Below are 17,256 nucleotides of genomic sequence, written 5' to 3' on the forward strand. Positions count from 1 at the left end.
AGGCGGGCGTTCATTGTTTAAAGATAACGAGATTACGTGCCTTATAGAAAAGAGGGAAGAACAATGACGAACGTACGGACCGGGGCAGCACAGGCCGCCTCCGTATGGGAAGCGTTAAAGCAGGAGATCAAGGCGGCAGGCCCGGAAATGGGTATAGATGATATTGGATTTGCTTCAGCGGACCCCTTCATCTCTCTGAAGTCATTGCTGGAGCAGTCTCGGGATAAGGGATATGCGTCAGGATTTGAAGAACCAGATATTGAAAAAAGAGTGCATCCCGCCCTCCCGGATAGCGAGCCAGCTTCCCTGATCGCCATAGCTGTAGCTTATCCGTCCAAAATGGTCAATCCGCCGAAGTCGGAGCCTGGCGCGTACCGCGGCATTTTTGCTCGTTCGGCTTGGGGGCAGGATTATCACCAGGTGCTTCGCGCAGCGATGGACAAGCTGGTGAATTTTATCCGTGAACGCGTACCGGAAGCGATCATTGAAAGTATGGTGGACACAGGTGCGCTCGTGGATCGCGCCGTCTCCCAACGGGCCGGGATCGGGTTCAGTGCCAAGAACTGCTCGATTATATCGCCCAAATTCGGTTCATGGATATTCCTTGGTGAGCTTGTCACGAACATTCCATTCCCGCCAGATACTCCCGTGACCGAGGATTGCGGGGAATGCACGAAATGCATCGATGCCTGTCCTACAGGTGCGCTGATTGGCCCTGGGCAATTGAATGCACAGCGCTGTATTTCTTTTCTGACCCAGACTAAAGGGTTCCTGGATGAAGAGTTTATGTTGAAAATAGGCAACCGTCTGTACGGTTGTGATACATGTCAGATTGTATGTCCGAAAAATCGGGGCAAAAATTGGGATCATCATCCCGAGTTTCATCCCGATCCGGAGGTTGTAAAGCCTTTGCTGTTGCCGCTGCTGGATATCGGTAACCGTGAATTCAAAGAACGTTTCGGTCAAAGCTCTGCCGCTTGGCGGGGCAAAAAGCCGATCCAGCGCAATGCGGTCATTGCACTGGGCAATTTCAAAGACAAAAGCGCTGTACCGAAACTAACGCAGGTACTGAAGCGTGATCCGCGTCCGGAACTGCGGGGAACCGCTGCCTGGGCGCTGAGCAGAATTGGAGGAGAAGACGCCATGAGAGCTATTGGGGAAGCTGCCGCGATCGAACAAGATGGGAACGTGCTAAGTATGCTGCAGAAGGCCGAGGAGAGATTATTATCGTCCGAGACCTTACCCGATCGACCGCAGGCGGAGCAAGTGAAGAAACAACAAGCAGATACAGTGGAAGCTGTGCAATATACACAAGCAGCATCTTTTTCTCAAGCAAGAGATACGGAGTTCGGGGAGGAGACACAGCGGACTGCGAACGTTATTAAAAGTGAAAGTGACGGTGAGCCTGAGCAGTCCGTCGCCTCGGGCAGATCCGAAGCAGCTGCATGGAAGCCATCTGCAGTAACCGGGCTTCACGGCAAACCTGTGTATTATGATGAGGTGTTGACACCGATCGGGACACTTACCTTATGTGCAACGGATGAGGGACTGTGTCATCTCGATTTTGGCGCTTTTCATGTTCGGGAAGCTCATCTGCAACAATGGGCCCGTACGTGGGTCGGTGAATACCGATATGAGAAAAACGAAGAGAAGCTCAGCGAAGCTACGGGGCAGCTAGTGCAGTATTTTGCTGGGGAAAGAACGACATTTGACTTGCAGCTTAAGCAGTATGGTACTGCATTCCAGCTACAAGTTTGGGAGGTTCTGTCCGATATATCTTATGGAGAAGCCTTAACCCACCAAGAGGTTGCGGAAAAGATCGGCAGGCCCAAGGCTATACGTGCAGTTTTGGATGCTATTAGCAAGAACCCAATCCCGATTATTATTCCTTGTCATCGATTGAGCGGTAAAGATGGCACTCTGGTAGGTTACGTAGGCGGTCTGCAAACCAAGGAGCAATTGCTCACATTGGAGCAGTAATCGTAAGAGCGGGGGACGTTCATGAAGTATGTAAACGTGGAAAGCGTGGAGGCGGGGGAAATTTTGGGCAAGACGGTGTATTCCAGTAATGGGACAGTGTTGTTGTCTGCCGGAGTCCAGCTCACCGTGTTTATGGTCAATACGCTGAAGCGTATCGGGGTAACCACGCTGTACATCCAGGATGAAGCGTTTAAAGATGTGGATACAGAAGATATTCTGGATGAAGCCACGAAAAGGGCCATTATCAATGAGATGAGCGTTACGCTGGAAGCGGTACGGTCCGGGAAAGACTGGAGTCCGAAGAAAGTCGCGCTTAGCATAGACAAATTATTGAATGATGTGCTAAACGGGCGAGAATTGCTGGTGCAGTTAACCGATATCCGAACCCAAGACAATGCACAATATGTTCATGCGATGAATGTTTGTTTGTTGTCTTCGGTTATTGGACTGAATATGGGGCTTAACTACAATCAGCTCAAGGATCTGGCTGTAGGTGCCCTTTTACATGATATTGGGAAAGTAGGCGAGCCTCCGGGTACTGTTCCTACTTCAAAGCTGCATCACACATGGCGTGGCTTTGAAGTGATCAAGAACAAGCGTGAGTTCAGTCTGCTCGTTGCGCACACTGCACTTCAACATCATGAACATGAGGACGGCAGTGGTACACCAAGGGGAATCAGAGGGAAGGACATCCATCTTTTTGCCAAAATTGTAAGTGCAGCTAACATCTATGATAATCTCATTAACGGTCTGTCAGGCAGCAACATGCTTCCCCATGAAGCGTGTGAGGCAATGATGGCGATGTCCGGAACGAAGCTGGATCGCGATATTCTGATTGAGTTTAATAAAAGTGTATCCGTATATCCTAACGGGACTGCTGTTCGGCTGTCTACGAAAGAGACCGGCGTCATTGTCCGCCAGCACCGCGGGCTGCCAGGAAGACCGGTTATTCGGGTGGCTCACGGCAACACGCGTTATTCGCTGGATGTTGTTGAGATTGATTTGGCCAAACAGAACACGATCTTTATTGAAGGAGTACTGACGTAAGTGATATAACTGGAAAATGCGTTTGCTCAGGACGTGTGGAAATGCTATGATAATTCTCAGGAAATCCGGTCGGTGTTATGTTTGCATCATGGTATTAATCTTCATCATTCATGATGTGTACAAGCACAGATCATCCGTTTTTTAAGATTGCATATTGCATACAGAGGTGTCTAAGAGATGGATATTGTAATACCGATTATTACATTGATTGTGGGTCTGGTCGGTGGATTTTTCATCGGGGTGTTCTACCTGCGTAAACAGCTTGAGAAAATGCAAAGCGACCCTGACATGTTACAGAAAATGGCGAAGCAAATGGGCTATAACCTGAATGGCAAGCAAATGCAGCGTGCCCAGCAGATGATGAAGAACCAGCAACCAGGCGCAAAAATGCCTCAGCCGACTCAACATCCTGCGCGTAAAAACTCGGGCCGCCGAAAATAATAGCTGTGGGTGATTAAATCGCTTGCAGGATGTGGTTCGAAAGGAGGCGCTTGGCAGTGGCTGGCGTGAAAGATTATTTGAATTCCAAAGTATCCGACAATCGGGAGAAGATCGAGTATCATGTCGAACAAATTCTCAAATTGATCGGAGAAGATAGCACACGTGAAGGGCTTCTGGAAACGCCTGCGCGTGTAACCCGGATGTACGAAGAGATTTTTGGTGGATATGAAGTGGATCCCCGTGACGTGCTGGGTGTCACCTTTGACGAGAATCACGAAGAGCTGGTCATCGTGAAAGATATCGTGTACTACAGCCAGTGCGAGCACCATATGGCACCGTTCTTTGGTAAAGTCCATATTGGCTATATACCAAGCGGGAAAATTGTGGGTCTAAGCAAAATGGCACGCCTGGTTGAAGCGGTAACACGCCGTCTTCAAGTACAGGAACGTATTACATCGCAGATTGCGGACATCTTGACCGAAGCAGTTGCACCGCATGGTGTGATGGTTGTCGTAGAAGGTGAGCACTTGTGCATGTGCTCCCGCGGCGTGAAGAAACCGGGCAGCAAGACGGTAACGTCTGCTGTACGTGGATCTTTCCGTGATAACCCTGCACAGCGTGCGGAGTTTCTGTCTCTGGTCAAAGAGTAATGATAAATAAGCCGAGTTCCTTTGGGGAACCGGCTTATTTATATAGGGCTTTTTTTTCGTATTTGTCGGAGGGACTGAAACTACATATGAATTCGATAGTCGGAGGTTATGGACGATGAATATACCTTCCCAATCCAACCAACTGCCTGAGTCAGAGAAGAGCGAGTTGACTGTACAAAGGATATCCGCTGAGCAGCATTCATCGCTGCGTTTGCAAATTTGGGAGACACCGCTTATGCGCCTTGGCAGCAGTGTACTTGATGCTTTTGCATGGGAAGAAGTGATGTGCAGACGTGTTGGAGCAGGCCATCTGCCTGTTGCTCATATATGGCGACACCCAGATGCCTTTGTGGCAGGCTTACGCGACCGAAGGCTGCCGCGGGCAGTCGAAGCGATGGATGTTATCAAAGGTCAGGGGACAGCTGTATGTGTACGGCCTTCTGGTGGGGCCGCAGTTCCGTTGAATCCGGGTATTGTGAACGTGTCGCTGATTTTGCCCAATCCAGGGCACGCAATTAATATTCATGATGATTTTCGCGAGATGGCTTCGATCATTGCCGAGTCGTTAACTCCTTGGTCAACTCAGGCGCAGACAGGAGAAGTGCAGGGGGCGTTCTGTCCTGGGGATTATGATGTCAGCGTGGGTGGATTGAAATTTTGCGGTATTGCTCAGCGGCGTCAGGCCAAAGCGTACATCATCACGGCATTTATCATTGTGGAAGGTCAGGGGGATCGGCTTGCTGCGGAGGTGCGTAAATTCTATGAAGAGGCCTCAGGAGGGATAGCCGAAGGATATCCTGAGGTAAAGCATGGAACTATGGCAAGTCTGCAGGAGCTGGCAGGGGTGCCATCCACGGCTGCGTATACGGCTTCGCTGGTACGCACATTGCGTAACAGGTATCCTCATGCAGCGACAGAACGGGTGCTTTCTGTTGATGCGGATGATGTGTTGCGGACGGCAGAACAGATGAAACAGCGCTACGACTGAGTTCTTTATCAATAGGCTTGGAATTGGTGAAGAGAGATGGTATGATGTGATTTCGGAAGGAGAGGATTTAGAGTGGAAACATTGCGATATACATACCTGTATGAAGTCATTTCAACAGGTGAAAAGTCAGAATTCAGCCAAATGGCAACAAGTAAAGAAGAGGCGGCTGCCCTGATTGTGGCACGTATTGCCGATCTGGAGTTCACAGAAGAGTCCGATATCAAACTGGGCGATCTGATCGCCATCAGCAAACAGGTTGGCGACAACTATGTAGCGTGCGAGGGCTGTGCTTCTTAACATAGGTATGTTATGTATGGATTGTAATATGAAGTCGATATTGAGGCGAATCTCTAATGAGAGGTTCGCTTTTTTTTACGTTGATTTCATTTTTTGAGTCAGATAACATCGATAGAGCGTGAACTATGTCGTATTTTGTTCAGAAAATGTTCAGAATACATTGTTATACTCATCCAAAAGCCTACAAGGAAGGGAAGGTTTATACGATGAGAAAGTCAGTGCAAAACAAGTTTTCATGGATGTCTCGTCCAATGAAATTCTTTTTGATGGTTGTGTTAACACTTGGTATGGCGAACAACGTTTATTTCTCCGGAAAAGCACATGCTTCAGTCGGAATAGATTTTGCTCGTGGCACTCCTAATTATCCAATAGATGTAAAAGTTACCTCGTCAACGTTTAAATCAAGTGTAAAACTAACGGAGAGTGCGCGTTTATATTATGAGATCCGTGCAGTAGACTGGCTTAGTCCAAGACCTGAACTGGATACGATCAAGGAAAATGCAACACTTGCAGGAACGTATATTGATTTACAAGCAGGAGAAGAACGTGATCTGTTTTTTAATCACTTAAATTCATCTACAGATTATGCTGTATATTTTACAGCAGATGATCCAAGCAATAACTTATTCGATCTGGCTGATCTGGGGTATCAACAGTTCCAGACTAGCGCAGGCTCACCGGTTACTCCTTCCCAAGTGAAGGCTGTTGCTGGTGATGCTCAAGCGAAGATTAGCTGGAGTTCAGACTCTTCCGTTACGGATGCTGTTTATATGTATCAAGGTTCCAAAGAGCCAATCGATCCTGATAGCTGGATTGATATTACAAGTATGTTAGACGGTGAAAAGGTCATCCATGGTTTGACGAATGGATTGCCTTATGTTTTTGCAGTTAAATCTACATTCAACGATGATCATACCCAGTCCGATTATGTCGTTTCTAACGTGATCACACCTGATTTGCCTGCTACACCTGCTGCACCTGCTGTACTAACTCCGCAGGCTATTAATGGACAAGTTCAGTTAAACTGGAATAGTGTACCTGAGGTAGACGGGTATGTCGTATATATGTATCAGGGCAGTACTGCGCCACAAGATCCTGAGAATTGGACTAAAGTAGCTGGGCCAATGAGTGCATTGCAGTATACCGTTTCAAATCTAACGAGCGGTCTGCCTTATGTATTTGCTGTTCGATCTTCAAGCAGCACGGGAATGTCAGAGTATAAAGTATCCGCATCGGTAACACCGCAATCTCCTGGCAATAGTGGGGGAGAAGTTGTTGTGACACCTTCTCCATCACCATCTAGCTCTTCGCCTTCATCACCGGTTTCATCGACTCCACAGAAGGAGATTATTAAAGTGGATGTGGCAAATGGCGAGCTGGCCTCCACCATTGATTCCTTGGAAATCAGCCGGACTCGTGGAACAGATGGTACGATAAAAGACGAGCTTGGATTAAATCCAGGTAAAGCACAATCGGTTATTGATCAGTTAAAGAAAACCGGCTCACGTACAGCTGTTGTTCTGATTCCAGATGCGAAAGATGAAGTCTCTCAGTGGGACGTGAAACTAGCGCGGGAATCGACTAAGTTGTTCACTGAACAAGGAATCGAGTTGGTTATTTCCAATCCAAACGTGAAAGTAACCATTCCAGCCACATCTATGAAAGACAGAACAGATGATGTATATTTCCGTCTCGTGCCTGTAAAGAAACAGGAGACACGTCTGGCTATCGAACAACGATTGCTGGCTAACGAGACGATTACTCAATTCGCCGGCACCAAAGAAATTCAGGTGTTGGGACGTCCGATGACGATTGAAACGAATCTGCAAAGCCGTCCTGTAACGCTTGTCCTGCCGGTAGACAGCAAACAGCTTGCAGGTGTGAAACCAGCGGATCTTGGCGTGTATATCGAACACAGCAATGGAACAAAAGAGCTGGTACACGGTAAAGTAGTGACATTGAATAAAGATAATAACCAGCAAGGCATCGAGATCAATGTGGATCAGTTCAGTACCTTTTCCGTGGTACGGGTCAAAGACTGGGCTGATGACACGGCAACAGCCAAACCTTATATTCGCGGCTATGCAGATGGTCGTTTCCAACCGGAGTGGTTCGTAACACGTGCCGAGATGGCGGCACTCATTACGCGTGTAACAGGCACTGTGGAGTCTGAGAGTAAAGCATCATTTACTGATGTTAGAGCTGGCCACTGGGCTTATGGCAGTATCTATGCTGCTACTCAAGCTGGTTACTTCACAGGTTACGCAGACGGTAGCTTCAAACCGGGGCAAGGAATTACACGAGCAGAGATAGCGAGTGTATTACAACATTTGCTGAAAGCTGAACAAGCAGTGACATCCGAAGCAACAACTGCATTCACGGATGTGAAGCAACACTGGGCTCAGGAAGCGATCGCTCGGCTTGATGCTGCAGGAGTTCTTGCAGGATATACGGATGGTACCTTCCGTCCTGAGAAACTGGTATCGCGTGCTGAAGCAGTGACTATGATTAATAAATTGATTGGTCTTCAACCTGCAGCAACAGCGCTAAAATCCTGGTCGGACGTACCTGATACCCATTGGGCTTACCAAGCGATTCAGGCCGCATCCATAAAGGATTGACGACCAGCACGTTTCAAAGAGATATCTTTCAGTCTTTGACTGGAGATATCTCTTTTTATATTTGCTGGAACCAGATTACCTTAGTAAGGCGGCCATAGGAGCTTGCGTGCGGTTTCGTACCGTTCAGCGACAGCGGGCCAGTAGACGACATTCCACCAGTCTTCGATGTACTTTTTGCGTTCGTTTTGATGCTTGAGATAGTAGGCGTGTTCCCATACATCCAGTGGCAGGAGTGGAACGATATCCGATTGGGACAGATTCTGATGTTTTTCAGCCTGCAAAATTTCCAAACGATGTGCTCGCGGACTCCAGACCAGCATTGCCCAGCCGCTACCTTCCACCTTGTTAGCTGCCTCGGTAAATTGATTTTTGAATGCTTCATAGCTGCCAAAATCACGTTTGATCTGCTCTGCAAGCATTCCGGTAGGCTTGCCGCCGCCTGCTGGGTTCATAATGGTCCAGAAGATGGTATGCAGATAATGTCCTGCTCCATTAAAAGCTAGCTCACGCTCCCAATGTTTGATGAGCTCAAAATTATTCTTTTTCCGGGATTCGGCGAGCTTCTTCTCCGCAACGTTCAGACCGTCTACATAGGACTGATGGTGCTTGTCATGATGAATGCGCATTGTCAGCTCGTCAATGTGCGGCTCCAGCGCATTATACGCGTAAGGGAGGGGAGGTAACGTGTGCCCGCCAATAGGAACCGGCTTTTCTCTTACCGGGGCAGATGCAGGCAGCGTTTCCGCAGGAGCCGTCCCAGCCGTTGATGGTTGGAGTGACGACGATTGTACCTGTGCAGATGCGGCAAGGGAACCATTGGCATTGGTTTGCCCGGCTAAAGATGCTTGTGACTCCGCTGCTTCTAGACGTGTGTCTTGGGCGACTTTGGAGTTAATGTTGTGTAGTGCATTCTCTAGCAACATCGATGAGGGTGGTTCTGTTTCACGCAGAATGCCGGGCTGGCTCAGGGTTTCTAATACCCCCAGGAAATACTCCGATTCGCGGATGATATGCAAGATGAAGGTTTGAGCAAGTGGGACCGCACGCACCGCTGCACTTTGCTCCAGCATAATATAAAGCTGCTTGATAAACTCTTTGGACTGATGTTTTGCTGTCTGGACGAGTTGATCGATACTTCGCATGATATAGGGGGCAGGCGGCTGGGTTGCAGGCAACAGCTGTTTTATCAACTGATTCGCCACTCGCTCACTGTACGCAAAGGCTGCTTCCCATTCTTCCAGAAGTTTAACGTAGGAGGGCTCAAGGTCAGGAACCAGTGTGCGAATGATGAGCGTATGTTCTTTCTCTTGCTCTTTCCAGAAACGGATTTCTTCCAGCGTCCGTAGAGGAAGCAGATGACCGTATCCATCGCAGTTCATATGCGTTATACCTCCAATCTTTCAGATTATTTTTCGAACCCGCTCTTCGTCCAATTACCTTTGCTCTGTCTCAACAGTGTATTCTTGGGACGCATTGTCCTATGTGTATAAAAAAAGAGCCCCGGGGGGCTCTAAACACATCGAAATGCTGTATATCATTTTAATATTACTGCCGGTTTTGTTGCACATCCTCACTGCTTGTTTTCGTCACATGACTAAGGAAAATCGAAACACGGCGTAGATATTCCTTCGGATGCTCCCGGAAGATCAGTTCATGATGCGCGCCTTGTACAATCCATTCTTCTGAATAAGGATTCGTCTGATTAGCGGCAAGTTGTTCGGCAATCGGATAAGGGGCCTTCTCATCTTCTGTACCATGAATAAAGAAGATTGGGAACGGATAGTCCTTTTTCTTCACTTCCTGATACGGGATTTGCTGCAAGCCGGTACCGTTCAAGATCGGGAAGAGCAACTTCATAATCTCGAGCGTAGGCTGACGCGGCAGATTGATCTGATTATGAATGTTGTGGTACAGCGTATCCGGCTCCAGCAGGAATGTACTGTCCAGAATCATGGCATCCACTTCTTTGGTTAGCAGTCCGGTTTGCAGAGCCGTGCCTGCTCCCATGGAAAATCCCCAGACGACCAGCTCCTGTGCTCCGCGCTGTTTAGCAAACTGAATAGCTCCCAGCAATTGCTGAGACTCAGCCTTACCACCTGTTGCTACCGCTCGGTTGACCTGAGAGGCAAAGCCGTAATCGAACATCACCACATTAAACCCGAGCTGGTGCGCGTAATGGGCGAGGTCATACATAGGCACCCAGGTTTCCTCCCGATTGGCTCCATAACCGTGGCTGAAGATGATGGTTTTGCCCGTATCGGTATTCGCAGGGATATACCAGCCTTGCATGGTTCTGCTACCGTCGGCCGCAGGGAATGTAATGTCCTCATATTTCATGTTTTTGGCCTGCATCGGGTTCGAAAACACCGGTGCGACCGTAGGGTTGGAGAGCACCCAAGCAATATAACCGTGTAAGGCAATAAAACAAAACAACAGAAAAAATACAACGGAGAGCAGCAACGCTACGACAATATGTTTGAACCGAATCAGCCTCGGTGACAACGAAGAGGGCAGATCGGACACTTTGGTATGCAGCGGGGCTTCGCTCTGGGATGTCGGATACATGCACGCCCCTCCTTTGAGTTTCGGTTGAGGATTAATATGGACAAGATCATAACGATATGAAAAATAGCATATAGGTACTTTTTAGCACGTATTCATGAAGATGGCATCCTAATGCTAAAGTCACGCTTTTGATATTTTATCTGAATTGGTTTCTATCTTTATCGTATGTCCCGATATAGTCAAAGTCAATTGATTGGAGGTATTTGTTACGCAATTGTTATATAGTTCTTAAGATGTAGAGGTAACAATTCCATAGTGTGTAAATTACAGGAGATTACGATGTGCCAATTGGATATCCTTGTTCATTTATTTGTTTTCAGATCATCTTCAAAACGGTTCTTTTTGGTTTACAGATGAGACCGTTTCTCATATAATTTATGTAACCAAGTTTCATGTGATGAAACATGAGGGGGGCATCATGCCATGGAAGACCGCAAGTTAACCGTCCGGGCTGTAGAACGGGCGCTGGATATATTATTATGTTTTACCACGCGCAGTGATCTTGGACTCACCGAAATTGCTAGTCAGATCGGTTTACACAAAAGCACGGTACATCGATTGATGGCTACACTGGAGGATCGGGGGTTCGTAATACGTGATGCGGCAACCGAGAAGTATCGGCTAGGTATTCGAATCTGGGAGCTGTCAGCGCATATGTCACGTAGTGACGATCCTGCAATTTTGCTGTTACCTGCAATGGAGAGGCTGCGTGATCGCTTGGGCGAAACCGTAAGTCTCTACCTTCGTGATGGCGGTGAACGGATTCGGATTCAGGCTGTGCAGAGTGATCAGGCGATTCGGCGGGTTGCACCTGTAGGGGTCAGACTGCCGCTTTCCGTAGGAGCCTCCAGCAAAGTATTAATGGCTTTTGCCGCTGATGAGGATCGGGAGGAACTGATGAACGGCCCGGAATGGCCAGTATTTATCGATCCGGCCGTCTATCTGGCACAGATGGAAGACATTCGAGTGAGTGGCTACGCAACCAGCTATGAGGAACGCGAGCCGGGAGCTGCCGCTGTGTCTGTGCCAATTATGGATCGCAGAGGCAACATTGCAGCAGCGCTTTCCGTGTCTGGACCTGTTAGCAGGCTCTCGCAAGAGACATTACATGAGTACGCGCCTGTGTTGAAAGAAGCAGCTGTACAAATGGGACTTATGTTGCCATAGGGGAAGGCTCTTGCATGAAGTTTTGCTCGAAGGGAATTTCCCCTCTGGAATATTAAGGTTGAATTTAAGCCCAGATTACGCTACTCTGTAATGGACGACCCAGCGGGGTCGGTTGAATGTCATATTTTAAGTTGAACAGCGGCTTGATTGTCGCAATACGTTTACGTTACTGGGGGAGTCCGAATTGTCCGGACTGAGACGGGATCGCATGAGATCCCGGACCCTTTGCACCTGATCTGGATCATACCAGCGTAGGGAAGTAATCGGCCATATGACCACAGACACCACAGACGTTAACCCGGGATCCATGCTGTATTGCAGCAGGTGGCCCTTGTTGCGTGTATGGTGATGGACATTAGTCGGTTCCTTCGGAACCGGCTTTTTTTATTTACAGCGGCAAGCAGAGATTCAGTTGTTGTGTTTCACCTTGGAAGTGACAGCACAATAATTGCGGCATATATGCCTGGACTTCTAAGAGAAGTGATCTCGTGTTTCGTGTTCATGCTGATTGTACATAAAAGTTGTCTTTTGGATCATTCTAGCTGCTTATGCAGGGTCAATCCTGCTGTGCTTCTGTGCTCTGCTTTTTCCAGACAGGTGTGGTAAGTCAAAGCTGTCACATTGGTGGACGATATGGGCAAATGAAGATCACAGAGGAGGAAACAGGAGACATGAATACAGGTAACCAAAAGGAGCAACAGACGGGAATAGAGGAAACAGGGCGCGATGGTCATCCGGTGGAAAAGAAAACCGGAGCGGCTGGAGGGGTACAACCCTTCCCGGGCAGCCGCAAAGTCTACATTCAGGGCTCACGACCGGACATTGCTGTACCGGAGCGTGAAATTGCCCTTCATGATACGAATACTCCCCAAGGGGTGGAGCATAATGAGCCGCTGCGTGTCTACGATACGAGCGGCCCGATGACCGATCCCGAATTCCAGATGGATATTCGGAAGGGATTACCTGCGCTCCGAAATCACTGGATTATGGAGCGCGGTGACGTTGAAGCATATGAGGGCCGCGCAGTGAAGCCGGAGGATAACGGATTGAAGGCGGGAGGACGGAGAGCCGGGGCAGAGGAGTACCCGGGATTCCGCGGTCAACCGCTACGTGCTCAGGCTGGACGCTCTGTCACACAGATGCATTATGCAAGGCAGGGCTTGATTACGCCCGAGATGGAGTACGCCGCTATTCGTGAAGGCGTAGAGCCTGAATTCGTGCGGCAGGAGCTGGCGAGCGGCCGGGCTATTCTTCCATCCAACATCAATCACCCGGAGAGTGAGCCGATGCTGATTGGGCGTCATTTTCACGTGAAGATCAACGCCAACATAGGTAATTCCGCTGTATCTTCCTCTATCGAGGAGGAGGTGGAGAAGATGACCTGGGCTGTTCGCTGGGGATCGGATACGGTAATGGATCTCTCCACGGGCAAAGACATTCATACCACACGGGAATGGATCATCCGTAACTCCCCAGTGCCGATTGGTACGGTGCCGCTCTATCAGGCGCTGGAGAAGGTAAATGGCGAGGCGGAGGCCCTCACTTGGGAGTTGTACCGGGATACGCTGATTGAACAGGCGGAGCAGGGCGTGGACTATTTTACAATTCATGCGGGTGTGTTGCTCCGATATATTCCGATGACAGCGAAACGGATGACGGGAATAGTGTCTAGAGGTGGGTCCATTATGGCGGCGTGGTGCCTGGCACATCATCAGGAGAACTTTTTGTACACCCATTTTGAAGAAATCTGCGAGATTATGAAAAGGTATGACGTTGCTTTCTCCCTCGGGGACGGACTGCGTCCAGGTAGCATCTACGATGCCAACGATGAAGCACAGATGGCGGAGCTCGCCACACTTGGGGAATTAACGCAGATTGCATGGAAGCATGATGTGCAGGTGATGATTGAAGGGCCGGGGCATGTGCCGATGCACAAGATCAAGGAGAATGTGGATTTGCAGATGGAGATCTGCCAGGAAGCGCCGTTTTATACGCTCGGGCCACTGACCACAGACATCGCACCGGGATATGATCATATTACGTCTGCGATTGGGGCGGCGATGATTGGCTGGTTTGGTACGTCTATGCTCTGCTATGTCACTCCAAAGGAGCATCTGGGGCTTCCGAACAAGGATGATGTACGTGAAGGGGTTATCGCTTATAAAATAGCTGCCCATGCCGCAGACCTAGCCAAAGGCCACCCACGCGCTCAGCGCCGGGATGATGCACTGTCGAAGGCACGCTTCGAGTTCCGCTGGAGAGATCAGTTTAACCTGTCACTTGACCCGGAACGGGCACTGTCTTACCACGATGAGACGTTACCCGCAGAAGGGGCGAAGGAAGCACATTTCTGTTCCATGTGCGGACCGAAGTTCTGCAGTATGCGCATCACGCAGGACATCCGTGCCTTTGCCGCAGATCGCGGCCTGAACGATGATGAAGCAGTAGCCGCCGGGATGCAGGCGAAGGCAGAGGAGTATCGGGGGCGGTCGTAAGCTTCCGCAACCGAAAAAGTGACCCGACAGGACTGAAGTGCCTGAGCTTGGGTCACTTTTTTATGTTTAAGTTGAAGGTTACTCGTAATATCCTTTTGCATAGACGGCTGCCGTTGAGAAGCAGAGATGTTTCATTTCATCCTGCTGATTTTCGGGCGGCATCTCCAGGAACCACGGCTCCTTCATATCCTCTCGGGTCATGGGTACCGGACGCCACAGGATCAAACCGATCTGATCGAACTGGAAACTGCAACCAAGCTCGGGATCTTCACGGTCATATGGCGCAATAGCGTCCAACTGCGGTATCAAAATGTCAGCCTCGGTGCCAAGCAGATCAAGTTCTCCCAACATACACTTATACTCATCACTTTCATGAAATTCAATAAAATGTACTTTGCCTTGAGTATCATATTCCACGTTGGGATCAAAGCCGAAAGCTTCCGTTTGTTCAACTTCATTTTGTGTCATGCCTAAACGGATCCCCCCGATGGATTGACCTGGTTCTACAGTGAGATGTTTCATGGTTACATTCCCTCCAAAATAAAAAGTTTACATAGTTGTGGCTGACCACCCTTGTCATGAAGCAGGGTACCGCGTACTAGAAACTGCAAACAGTGCGAAAATGCTTATACTTTTTTCGTGATACCGATATCCCGCTCCAGATTCGCGCCTAATAATGAAAGCGGCGTATAGATGGTCATACTTGTATCGGAAGATGCCTGCTCAGCGGCAGGAGCCATGGAGAGCTGAGCAGCGACAAGACAAGTATCCTTGCGTTCAAGAGCAAGCTGCTGCAATGCTTCTTCTAACGCGGTGATGTAGCCTTCCTGGTCACCTCGCATGATCATGTCGAATAGACCAGGGAGCAACACGGATTCAAGCTCAGGCTTGTCCTTTCCTGCCAAGTGTCGATCCATATAGTCACGATATCGAGCCATCGTCGGCTCTACGGTGGCAGGGTTGGTAAACGCAAGCAAATACCGCTTCGGATATTTTACCATCATCGCGAGCAGTGAATCGTCAATACCCGTTACCCTAATCGGTAACGGTTGTATTTGTTCCAGCACGGCAGCGAACAAGGTGCATGTCACAAGAATGGCGTCAGCGTGACAGCGGCTCATCCATTGCAGTGTCTGATTTACTTTTTCCCGAACAAGCGCACTATCGAAATACTCATCATGCTTGAGCCGATCAAGACCGGGGTCTACATAGTGAACCAGTTCGATATTATAGGAAGTCAAGGCTTGTTCAATCAACCTGATATTGGAGTGATGTGCGTGGAAACAGGCAATGGTGCTCATAGGCAATTCCCTTTATGTAGAGTGACTACAAGACGCGCCTGGATCACACAATTAGAGTGAACCATCGGTTAAGAAACTTCGCGCCTGAAATGTCACCTTTTACACGTAGTATAGGAAGTAGCCGCAAAGATGTAAAGCGTTATCTCATGTTCATGGATACGTTCTTTTTCGCCATTTTTTGCTGTAAAATTTCATGGAAGGATAGGCCTTGAGTGTTCTCATTTTCCTTTTTGGGCACATTGGTCTCCGTGTTGCGCGGATATTGGTGGTGGTACGGGATCATTTGCTGAATAGGCATGCGGATCATCTTGGTTTCCTCCTTACATGCATGATGGACATGCATCGTTAGTTTGTATGTATATTCAACATTCGTTTTGTTGGTGAAAATAAAATGAATTCACCTTGTACGCATATAGGTACATATGACTTGTTACATGAAGAAGCGGAAATTCGATCGTTATTCCGACTCGGATGTAGTGATTTTACCCGGTATTCAGAAGATGTAAACGGTTTTAGGAAAATTCAGGAACAAAGAACCTGATATAAAAGGCGAGGCATGGGAGCGTGGTATCGGTTGTTATGCGAATGGTCCTAATTTTAGGGAAGTCAATGGTACTTGCCTCTAAGACATATGTCCAAGTGACTAGGTATGGTATATGCTAACTAACTTGGTTCTATGGTCGGGGTATATTAATCGAAAAATGTCAAAAAAGCTGCCAAGACCACTTGGCAGCTACAGGTTTCCTCATTTGATTCTCTCTTTAAATTCTTTTCTGAAGAGGGGTATCCGTTCGTATTACTTCCGTTACCTACGTTCGTTTACCGCAATATATACATCCACCTGTGTATGTTCCGGGTCTAAACTGCGTTCATCATAGTACTCAAAATCGCCGGTAAATGTACGGTCTTGCTGATGGCTCCACGCCCACACCGCTCCCCACACTTCGCTGACCACCTCAACCATGGGTCCGGTTCTCGAAGTAAACACTGCATAGGTAGCAGGCGGTAACTGTACCTCGTCGAAACCTTCAGGTAGTCGTTCTTCCTCGCCGATTTCATGTCCGATCAAAATGGTATATTCTCCAGCAATGCCATCCGCGTAATCCGTGTAACAGCCATAGCGTGCAGCCTCAGTAGCCGGAATGTGTTCGGAGGCAAAATAACGGCCCCACAACGCACCGATGCTGCCTTGACCGCTCATCTCAATTGCGTTGGTTGTACGTGCGGACAATCCGGCTAAGCGTTTGCCTGGAAGGGTGACATAGCGAACAGGCTCTTTGGTCAGCAGAGTATCGTTCACCGCAGAAGCAACGTCAGATGATGGTGCCCCAGCATGAATAGGTGCATGAGCGACAGTCGCTGTCCCGTCCGGACCGTTTCCTACATTTCCTTCATTACGCCAGCGTTTCAGAAAAGGTAGTTGGTTGCGTAGCATCGAGCGGGCTGATTCCTCGTCCATGCCTTCTTCTTCGAGAATAGCGGTGCACATCTCGATCATGCCTTCTAGCGTCATGCCTGGTTGTTCGAACTTGCCATCCTTGTAACAATAAATGCAGTATTCGCGGGTGGTGCTGCCATTCATTTCTGTACCAAATTGATCGGTACTTGTGAGTGGCATTCCACAGCTTTGACATACGGTAACGTTCATTATTCATTCCTCCTCGGTTATATGTACAACTTCAACCTGAACATAGTTGAAGTATA

Annotated in this window: 15 protein-coding genes and 1 riboswitch; of the genes, 9 read left to right on the forward strand and 6 right to left on the reverse strand. The window is 48.6% G+C overall.

Going from position 1 to position 17,256, the window contains the following annotated elements; all coding sequences use genetic code 11:
- The first annotated feature begins 63 nt into the window (after positions 1–63).
- From queG to MHI38_RS19665, 7 genes are all read left to right on the forward strand, one after another.
- Positions 64–1,980, forward strand: coding sequence for a tRNA epoxyqueuosine(34) reductase QueG (queG, locus tag MHI38_RS19635; protein ID WP_154891896.1), 1,917 nt, complete (start codon positions 64–66; stop codon positions 1,978–1,980).
- A 21-nt stretch (positions 1,981–2,001) separates the two neighbouring features.
- On the forward strand, positions 2,002–3,027 hold the full coding sequence (locus MHI38_RS19640; protein ID WP_154891897.1) for an HD domain-containing phosphohydrolase: 1,026 nt from the start codon (positions 2,002–2,004) through the stop codon (positions 3,025–3,027).
- A gap of 177 nt (positions 3,028–3,204) precedes the next feature.
- Positions 3,205–3,468: a YneF family protein gene (locus tag MHI38_RS19645; protein WP_090924578.1), complete on the forward strand. Its 264-nt coding sequence runs from the start codon at positions 3,205–3,207 to the stop codon at positions 3,466–3,468.
- A gap of 56 nt (positions 3,469–3,524) precedes the next feature.
- The gene (gene folE, locus MHI38_RS19650) at positions 3,525–4,118 is read left to right on the forward strand and encodes a GTP cyclohydrolase I FolE (protein ID WP_090924577.1); all 594 of its coding nucleotides are present in this window, start codon (positions 3,525–3,527) and stop codon (positions 4,116–4,118) included.
- A gap of 115 nt (positions 4,119–4,233) precedes the next feature.
- Positions 4,234–5,106, forward strand: a complete 873-nt coding sequence (locus tag MHI38_RS19655; protein WP_341181553.1) for a lipoate--protein ligase family protein — start codon at positions 4,234–4,236, stop codon at positions 5,104–5,106.
- 72 nt (positions 5,107–5,178) lie between these two features.
- Positions 5,179–5,403, forward strand: a complete 225-nt coding sequence (locus tag MHI38_RS19660) for a hypothetical protein (protein WP_090924575.1) — start codon at positions 5,179–5,181, stop codon at positions 5,401–5,403.
- A gap of 206 nt (positions 5,404–5,609) precedes the next feature.
- Entirely contained in the window at positions 5,610–8,024 is a 2,415-nt protein-coding gene (locus tag MHI38_RS19665) for an S-layer homology domain-containing protein (RefSeq protein WP_341181554.1), read from the forward strand.
- Between the two features lie 80 nt (positions 8,025–8,104).
- Here the strand turns inward: MHI38_RS19665 and MHI38_RS19670 are convergent, their stop codons facing one another.
- On the reverse strand, positions 8,105–9,403 hold the full coding sequence (locus tag MHI38_RS19670; protein WP_154891900.1) for a Fe-Mn family superoxide dismutase: 1,299 nt from the start codon (positions 9,401–9,403) through the stop codon (positions 8,105–8,107).
- 166 nt (positions 9,404–9,569) lie between these two features.
- On the reverse strand, positions 9,570–10,589 hold the full coding sequence (locus MHI38_RS19675; RefSeq protein ID WP_090924572.1) for an alpha/beta hydrolase: 1,020 nt from the start codon (positions 10,587–10,589) through the stop codon (positions 9,570–9,572).
- 423 nt (positions 10,590–11,012) lie between these two features.
- Here MHI38_RS19675 and MHI38_RS19680 point away from each other — a divergent pair, with 423 nt between their 5' ends.
- Both MHI38_RS19680 and thiC read left to right on the forward strand, forming a co-directional pair.
- On the forward strand, positions 11,013–11,756 hold the full coding sequence (locus MHI38_RS19680) for an IclR family transcriptional regulator (protein WP_090924571.1): 744 nt from the start codon (positions 11,013–11,015) through the stop codon (positions 11,754–11,756).
- A gap of 161 nt (positions 11,757–11,917) precedes the next feature.
- Positions 11,918–12,031, forward strand: a riboswitch (TPP riboswitch).
- A 396-nt stretch (positions 12,032–12,427) separates the two neighbouring features.
- Positions 12,428–14,251, forward strand: coding sequence for a phosphomethylpyrimidine synthase ThiC (gene thiC, locus MHI38_RS19685; protein ID WP_261769648.1), 1,824 nt, complete (start codon positions 12,428–12,430; stop codon positions 14,249–14,251).
- A 78-nt stretch (positions 14,252–14,329) separates the two neighbouring features.
- Here the strand turns inward: thiC and MHI38_RS19690 are convergent, their stop codons facing one another.
- The 4 genes from MHI38_RS19690 to MHI38_RS19705 all read right to left on the reverse strand — a co-directional run bounded on the left by MHI38_RS19690 (position 14,330) and on the right by MHI38_RS19705 (position 17,200).
- A complete protein-coding gene (locus MHI38_RS19690) occupies positions 14,330–14,773 on the reverse strand; it encodes a hypothetical protein (RefSeq protein ID WP_154891901.1) in 444 nt (147 codons plus the stop codon).
- Positions 14,774–14,877: 104 nt separating this feature from the next.
- Positions 14,878–15,552, reverse strand: coding sequence for an aspartate/glutamate racemase family protein (locus MHI38_RS19695; RefSeq protein WP_253497628.1), 675 nt, complete (start codon positions 15,550–15,552; stop codon positions 14,878–14,880).
- A 139-nt stretch (positions 15,553–15,691) separates the two neighbouring features.
- Positions 15,692–15,859, reverse strand: a complete 168-nt coding sequence (locus tag MHI38_RS19700; RefSeq protein ID WP_186809853.1) for a hypothetical protein — start codon at positions 15,857–15,859, stop codon at positions 15,692–15,694.
- 498 nt (positions 15,860–16,357) lie between these two features.
- On the reverse strand, positions 16,358–17,200 hold the full coding sequence (locus MHI38_RS19705) for a zinc ribbon domain-containing protein (RefSeq protein WP_341181555.1): 843 nt from the start codon (positions 17,198–17,200) through the stop codon (positions 16,358–16,360).
- Between the last annotated feature and the right edge of the window lie 56 nt (positions 17,201–17,256).

It is taken from the genome of Paenibacillus sp. FSL K6-1558, from assembly GCF_038002565.1.
Classification (GTDB): domain Bacteria; phylum Bacillota; class Bacilli; order Paenibacillales; family Paenibacillaceae; genus Paenibacillus; species Paenibacillus polysaccharolyticus.